The 7,836-nt window shown below is 62.2% G+C and carries 5 protein-coding genes; 3 read left to right on the top strand and 2 right to left on the bottom strand.

The features are described 5' to 3' along the window. Positions 1–155 precede the first annotated feature (155 nt). On the top strand, positions 156–1,808 hold the full coding sequence (locus tag AC5Y2L_RS11610; protein WP_499938766.1) for a GMC oxidoreductase: 1,653 nt from the start codon (positions 156–158) through the stop codon (positions 1,806–1,808). A gap of 51 nt (positions 1,809–1,859) precedes the next feature. Here AC5Y2L_RS11610 and AC5Y2L_RS11615 read toward each other — a convergent pair whose 3' ends face one another. Further along, positions 1,860–2,858 carry a Gfo/Idh/MocA family protein gene (locus AC5Y2L_RS11615; RefSeq protein WP_499938628.1) on the bottom strand — a complete coding sequence of 333 codons (999 nt, stop codon included), beginning with the start codon at positions 2,856–2,858 and terminating at the stop codon, positions 1,860–1,862. A 163-nt stretch (positions 2,859–3,021) separates the two neighbouring features. On the opposite strand from AC5Y2L_RS11615, the gene AC5Y2L_RS11620 reads away from it, so the two are divergent. Together AC5Y2L_RS11620 and AC5Y2L_RS11625 are read left to right on the top strand one after the other, a co-directional pair. After that, positions 3,022–4,605, top strand: coding sequence for an MFS transporter (locus tag AC5Y2L_RS11620; RefSeq protein WP_499938626.1), 1,584 nt, complete (start codon positions 3,022–3,024; stop codon positions 4,603–4,605). A gap of 191 nt (positions 4,606–4,796) precedes the next feature. Then, on the top strand, positions 4,797–5,588 hold the full coding sequence (locus tag AC5Y2L_RS11625) for an aspartyl/asparaginyl beta-hydroxylase domain-containing protein (RefSeq protein ID WP_499938624.1): 792 nt from the start codon (positions 4,797–4,799) through the stop codon (positions 5,586–5,588). Positions 5,589–5,629: 41 nt separating this feature from the next. Here AC5Y2L_RS11625 and AC5Y2L_RS11630 read toward each other — a convergent pair whose 3' ends face one another. Further along, the gene (locus AC5Y2L_RS11630; protein WP_499938623.1) at positions 5,630–7,375 is read right to left on the bottom strand and encodes an AMP-binding protein; all 1,746 of its coding nucleotides are present in this window, start codon (positions 7,373–7,375) and stop codon (positions 5,630–5,632) included. Between the last annotated feature and the right edge of the window lie 461 nt (positions 7,376–7,836).

The following is a 7,836-nucleotide window of genomic DNA, read 5'->3' on the forward strand; positions in this document are numbered from 1 at the left end:
AATGCTCCGACGCGATTTCGGTGACGTATCCGTGGCGGTCAGACGGCCACATAAGGTCGGCGCTGCCGTGGGCGGCGATGCGCTCGAGGAGGCGGAAGTCGCTGGTTGCCATGGATTCGCGCAAACCGGACAAGGCTTTGTGCCATGATCCGCTGATGGACTCGATCGTGGCCGACGGCTGCCTGAATCCGCAGGAAGCGCAACGGATTATGTGGGACGTCATTGTCGTGGGCACCGGCATGGGCGGCGGGACGCTGGGCTATTCGCTGGCACGATCTGGGCGAAAGGTGCTGTACGTCGAGAAGGGACGCTCGACATTGGCCGGGGCACCGGGAACGATTCGCGCTGCGCCACCCGAAGTTGCCGAGCCACTGGCGATTCGATCCCCAGACGCCTTCTACGACGTCCTGGCCCGAGCCGGGCGCTCGGCCGACGAGATCGAAGACATCAGCGGTCGCTTTCCGCGACGGTTTATACCGTACATCGGCAGCGGGACAGGAGGATCGTCAGCGCTCTACGCCATGGTCTGCGAGCGATTTTTCGAACGCGATTTCACTCCGCGACAAGACTTTCGAAATCCCGGTGACTCCACCGTGCCGGAAGCCTGGCCGATCACGTACGAGCAGCTGCGGCCCTGGTATGCGGCCGCCGAAAAGCTGCTGGGGGTGCGCGGGGAGCCCGATCCTCTCCGGCCCGAGATGGCGGACGCCAATTTGCCTGCGGCGCCGCCGTTTTCGGCAGCAAACCAGCGTCTGGTCGACTATCTGACCGAACGCGGGTTACATCCTTACCATCTGCCGATGGCCTGTGATTACACCGATGGCTGCATTACGTGTTACAGCCATCTCTGTCACCGGTCGTGCAAAAACGAGGCCGGCCGCAATTGCGTACTGCCCGCCGTTGCCGAGCACGGTGCATACCTGCTCCCGGAGTGCCGGGTGCTACACCTGGAAGCGGACCGCAGACAGGTCCAACAGCTGATCTGTGAACATCGCTCCGGCAGGCTGGCCCTGAAGGGCAAGGTGGTCGCCCTGGCCGCCGGCGCCATCGCCACACCAGTGCTGTTGCTCAATTCCCGTTCGGGTGACTGGCCGCGCGGATTGGCCAATGGCTCAGACTGGGTGGGGCGTAATTTCATGCGCCACCTTATCGACTTGGTGGAGATCTTCCCGAAAGACGGCAGCAAGATCAAAGAGTGCAATAAGGAAATCGGGCTGAGCGATTTCTATTTCTGGGAGGGGCAGAAATACGGCACGGTGCAATCATTCGGCCCGATGGCGCCGATGGAGATGGTGACCAACGCCCCCGGCTGGCAGGCAAAGATGCTCCGTATGGTGAGCCCGGTTACCCGCCGCGTCTATCAGCGGGTCTTCACCGGCGGTCTGGTGCTGGCGCTGATCATGGAAGACCTGCCCTACTTGGACAACCGCGTGTTGCCGTCCGATCGGCCGACCGCAGATGGTCGTCAGCGGCTGCGAATGCACTACCGCATGCACGCCAGCGAGATTGAGCGCCGCGCAATCTTTGTGCCTCAGTTGAAAGAAGCCTTGAAGCCATTTCGCAAACTCACCCTGCGGGACGCCAAAAACAACTCGGCCATTGCGCACGCCTGCGGCACGTGCCGCTTCGGCGACGATCCCAAAACCAGCGTCCTGGATCCACAAAACCGCGCGCATGAAGTGGACAACCTCTATGTGGTTGACGCGTCGTTCTTCCCTTCCAGCACCGGGCTGAATCCGAGTTTGACCATCGCCGCCAACGCATTACGGGTGGCAGAACACATGAACCAGGCGCATTTCGCCAGCTGACGGGTTCTCCGAAATGCCGTCGTGAAATCTGTCAAGCGAACCGGTCAGCGCTCAGGCCGGCTCGCGCAACGGCAGCCCGGCAGCGCGATAGATCCCATCGATGACGGTCATGTTCTCGACCGCATCTTCCGGCGACGTCTTCACCGGTTGCCCGCGCAGCACCGCTGCGGCAAAAGCATCAAGCTGATACGCGTAGGACGTCCGCTGCGGGAAGCGCTCCACGCGATTGCCGCCGGCGGACCGAACCGAAAGCCGGCGGAAAGGCGCCAGCGGATTGAGCACACGCATACGCACCTCACCGCGGTCGCCTACCACCTTGGCGTTGTACGCCAATAGATCCGACGACCACAACGAGCAGCGGATCCGCCCAGTGTGCCCGTCGGCAAACCGCAACTCGGCCCTCATGGCCCGGTCGACCTGAGGATCACGTAGTTTCGCTTGCGCCGAAACAACTTCCGGGGTCGAGCCGCCAAACTTGCGGGCCATGTGGACCGCGTAGCAGCCGACATCCATCGTCGCCCCACCGGCAACACCGTAGTCGTAGCGGATGTCGGAGAACTTCGGCAGCGGAAAGCACAAGGCCGCCTCCACCCGCTGCAGCTTGCCCAACTCGCCGGAGGCAACGATCTGCTCAATTCGCAAAGCCAACGGGTGGTAGCAGTAGTGGAATGCCTCCATCACAACCCGGTCCGACTTGGCGGCCAACTCGGCAATCTCGCGGGCCTCAACGGCATTCGCAGTGAACGGCTTTTCACACAGCACGTGCTTGCCCGCGGATAGCGCGGCTCGAGTCCACTTGCCGTGCAAGGCGTTTGGCAAGGGGTTATAGACAGCGTCCAGATCTGGATCGGCGATCAGCGCCTCGTAGTTCTCGTGTACCTGTGCGATGCCCCACTTGACGGCAAAAGCCTGGGCGCGCGCGACGTCGCGTGCCGCGATCGCGGTCACCACGATCTCGTCGTTTTCCCTTGCCGGGATGATCAGCGCTCCAGGCGCCACGCGCGCTGCACCCAGGATTCCGATTCGAACCGGGCCCCCGCGTCCAGACACGGCCCCGATGCTAGCAGTGACAAGTGTCGGCTCTTGCTGCCCGCGGAAAGAAACAGTGGTGCCGGGCTAGCGCAAGAATTGCCGAGGATTAGCCACCGTCCACAAACCCTGATCTGGTCGGTTTTAGCTAGTCGATCTTAAGATTACTGTAGGGTCGTCGGCTATGACGGCTCGCGACCGTGCAGAACAGACGCTATCTCATCGGACGACAGAACGCGCGGAACAACCGACTCAGATGCCCGTCAAAGCGACCAAGCAAAGCCGTACGAGTAGGCATTTCGCGACTCGTCCGTCTCGCTGGTTCCTCGGCGCGGTTACCGCGATCGGCGGCATGCAGATGTTGGCCATGATTGACGGCACCATTGCGATAATCGCGCTTCCTAAAATCCAGAACGAGCTAAGCCTGTCCGATGCCGGACGGAGCTGGGTGGTCACGGGCTACGTGCTGACCTTTGGCGGGTTGATGCTGCTTGGTGGTCGCCTGGGTGACGCGATCGGACGAAAGCGCATCTTCATCGTGGGCGTATCGCTGTTCACCATTGCCTCGGCGATATGCGGGATCGCCTGGGACGGGGCCGCACTGGTGCTCGCCCGGCTGCTGCAGGGGGTCGCAGCCGCGATCATCGCTCCGACGTCGATGGCGCTGGTGGCGACCACATTCCCAAAGGGCGCTATGCGCAACGCTGCGATGGCGGTGTTGGGCGCCATGAACGGCGTCGGCCTGGTCGTGGGTTTGGTGTTGGGCGGGGCACTCACCGAAGTGTCCTGGCGTCTGGGCTTCTTGGTGAACGTGCCGCTCGGGCTGCTGACGCTTTATCTGGCTCACACCGCGCTGCGCGAAACCCAAAAGGAGCGGATGAAACTTGACGCTGCCGGGGCTGTGCTGGCTACGTTGCTCTGTACCGCTGCGGTTTTCGGCTTGTCGAAGGGGCCGGAGGACGGCTGGCTGTCGGCTATGACGATTGTTTCAGGTGTCGTTGCCCTTGCAGCTATCGTGGCGTTTGTCCTGGTGGAGCGCACGGCCGAGAACCCCATCATGCCGTTCAACTTGTTCTGCGACCGCAATCGAATGGCTATGTTCGTGTCGATTTTTCTATGCGGTGGAGCCGCGTTCGCTCTGGTCGTGATCATCGCCCTGTACGTCCAGGACATCATGGGCTACAGCCCACTCCGTGCGGCGATCAGCTTTATGCCGCTCGCGGTTGGGATCGTTTGCGGGACGGGCGCGTCGTCACAGCTGGTGAGGAGGTTCTCCCCGCGGGTGGTGCTGATCGCCGGGGGCATTCCGCTGTTGGGCGCCATCCTCTACGGCTCCACACTGACCCGCGGCGTCCCATACTTTCCTGATCTGGTGCTGCCGCTCGTCGTGGCCGGCCTCGGTATCGGAGTTGCCAACGTCCCGCTCTCGTTATCGCTCGTCGCCAGCGTCGGCCCCGACCGAATCGGCCCCACCTCCGCAATCGCGCTCATGCTGCAGAATCTCGGCGGCCCAGTAGTGCTGGCCGTCATCCAGGCGGCCATCACCTCGCACACGCTGTCGCTGGGCGGCACGACCGGACCCGTGAAATCCATGAACGCCGCCCAGTTGAATGCGCTCGACCACGGCATAACCTACGGCATGCTGTGGTTGGCCGCGGTGGTCGTCCTGATTGGCGGGGTGGTGCTGTTCATCAACTACAGCGCGCAGCAGGTGGCGCACGCGCAGGAAGTCAAGCATGCGATCGACGCCGGGGAGCAGTCGCCCTAAAACCTACCCGCACACCGGCGCCCAGCGGCTCAATTCCTGTGCGCCTCGTGCGAAACCAAAGTGGCCATTTTCCTTCCGCCAGCCCGGCCGCCCGGCATAATCGCCATAACGGGGGCTCGCGTGAATAACACGCGCACATTGCACCGTCAGCCACCCCGTACGACGGCTTCGGCCCTGGCAAAGGAGGCAACTTGGACGAGGCGCTTGGGCTCGTCGCGCGAATACTTACCAGCCTTGTCATGGGGCTTTTCGTCCTTTACGGCCGCGCCTCGAAGTTGGCGCCGTCGCTCCTCGACTTCGGTCGGGCATCGAAGGTCGGTGACCGCGAGTTCTTCGATGCCAAGGACTTTCCCTGGGTCGACGCGGTCGAGGCTGACTGGCACAAGGTCCGTGCCGAGCTCGATGCGCTGCTGCCCTATAAGGCGGAACTGCCCAACTTCCAGGACATCTTGGACGATATAAAGGGCCTTTCCCAAGACGATGGCTGGAAAACCTTCCCCTTCTACGCCTACGGCATCAAGGCGGCCGCGAACTGCCGCCGGTGCCCGGAAACAGCCAAGGTTCTCAAGAAGATGCCGGGCATGAAGACCGCGTTCTTCTCGATCCTCGAGCCCGGTAAGCACCTCCCGCCGCATCTTGGTCCATGGAAGGGCGTACTTCGCGTCCACCTAGGGCTGATAATTCCCGAGCCAACCGAAAGGTGCGCCATCCGCGTCGGCTCGCAGACCCGGCATTGGGAAGAGGGCCGGGTGATGATCTTCGACGACACCTTCGAGCACGAGGCCTGGAACCGGACGGACGGGATACGGGTGGTCCTTTTTGTCGACATCATGCGCCCGATGCGATTCCCGGCGAACATCTTTAACTCGGTGCTGACCTGGATTATCGCGCTGTCGCCCTTCGTCCTCGGCGCCGCCGGTAACTATCGTCGGTGGGAAAAACGTTTCGAAGCAGTCGTCAATCAGGGCGCCCTGACGAACTAGTCCCAGGCGACTTCGCCGGCGAAAACTCTGTCGCGTCTGCCTTAAGCGTCTAGGCGGGCGAACTGGCCATGCCGGTACTGTTCGACGCAGGCCGCTCGTCTGACCTTGCCGCTGGTGGTGATCGGGATCGAACCCGGCGGCACCAGAACCAGATCCGCGACGCCCAGGCCGTGGGAGTTCGAGATCGCCGAGGTGACTTCACGTTTGACGCCGGCGAACTTGCGCATCGCATCTTCGTCGGAGTCGCCGCGCTTTTTGACTTCGATGATGACGACCAGCTGCTCCTGGCCCTCATCCGGAACCGCGATCGCCGCGGTCCGCCCGCCGGTTATCTCTTGCATCGTGGCTTCGATGTCGTCGGGAGAGTGGTTGCGCCCGTAGACGATCAACAGATCTTTGATTCGGCCGACGATGAACAACTCACCTTCGGAGATGAAGCCCATATCGCCAGTCCTAAGCCACGGCCCCGCCGGGGTGCCAGGCGACGGCGTGACCAGCATGCCGCCGAACGTGTGCTCGGTCTCGTCCGGTTTGCGCCAATAGCCCAAGGCGATGTTGTCGCCGTGCATCCAGATCTCGCCGCTGGTTCCCTCCGGGCACTCCGTCCGAGTCTCGGGATCCACGATCCGCACCATGGGCGAGTCCTGCGGATGATAGCTGATCAGGGGTGTGCCGGCGCCGCTCGGGCACCGCTTCGCCTGGCCGGCGGACAGTTTTTCAGTTTCGAAGTTGACAATTCGTGGCGGTTGACCCTCCTTGCTGGTCGCCACGTACACCATCGCTTCGGCGAGCCCATATGACGGCCGAATCACCTTGCTTTGAAGATTGAAACGCGCAAACCGTTCGGCAAAGCGTCTAACGGTTGCCGGGTTTACCCGTTCGCTGCCGCTGAGGATGTTTTGCACGCCGCCGAGATCGAGCCCGGCCATGTCCTCGTCGGAGGTTTTACGCGCCGCCAATTCGAAAGCAAAATTCGGCGCGGCCGAAAACGCCTCGGAATTGGTTGCCAGCAGCTGCATCCACCGGGCCGGGCGCTGCAGGAATGCCACCGGGCTGGTGAGCACAGCAGGGAGGCCAAAGACAACCGGCACACAAATGCCCAGACCTAGGCCCATGTCGTGATAGAACGGGAGCCACGACACAACAGTGGTGTCCATTGGCGGGATGTTTCCGCTGCGCGACCAATAGCCGACAGACACTTGGTCGAAATTGACCAGGACGTTCCGATAGGAAACCATGACTCCGGCCGGTTGCCGGGTCGACCCAGACGTATATTGCAAATACGCCGTGTCTTGATAACCATCTTCGCTGGCGTCGGACCGTATCGGTGCATCCAGATTCAGCAAATCAACCTCGACGACCGATGTGGCTGGAAGACCAGGCTGCGGGTCGATATGGCGAATGACATCGTTGACCACGGAAGACGTGGTGAGCACGGCAGCCGGCGACGCATCGCGCAGCACCGAATCAACGCGCTCGTCGCTGACGCCACCGAGTGGGACCGAAAGCGGAACCGCAATGAGTCCGGCCTGTAATGCGCCGAGAAATGCCGCGATGTAATCCAGTCCTTGCGGTGCCAATATCACCACTCGATCACCCGGTGATGTGCAAAGCCTGAGCTCGCGTGCAACATTCAGCGTCCGCCGATGCATCTGCAACCAGGTCAAGCTTTCGGCAACGCCGGCCCAGTCCTGCTCGTAATCGATAAACGTGAATGCCGCATCAGCCGACTGCAGGCTCGCGCGCTCGCGCAGCAGAGCCGGAATGGACGTCTCAACCACGCGCATGAGGTTACCGTGATCGTCGCCTGCGCATGCCCGAACAGGGAAGTTCAGGGGAACCGCCCCGGTTGACGTGAGCCCGGTGACGGGCCTGGCGACACGAGCACTGGGCACAGGTTGATCAATGTGAGCCCGAGGTGGCTATCCGCTTCGGGCCGAGGCGTTTAGACCGTGGCGATCGCGAGCGTGCATTATCCTCGACTGCAGTAGGAATGCTCAGGCCAATGCAAGTGTGGACATCGGCTTCCCGCCGGCGCCCTACCAACCTGATCGGACCCGCAGGGCGGCCACCGCCTAAACGGTGATCATCCGCACGCAAACTTCGATGATCTACTTCGCAGCCGTCCTAACTAAATTACGATCGGGCAGCGCAGGCTACGCAGCCGTTGCTGTGAGGAGGCGGGATGGTTTCATCGGGGGCGGTCGGTGATGGAGTGGGTAGGGCTGGGCTTCGGTGAGTTCGTCGC

Source organism: Mycobacterium sp. NGS66, from assembly GCF_059812225.1.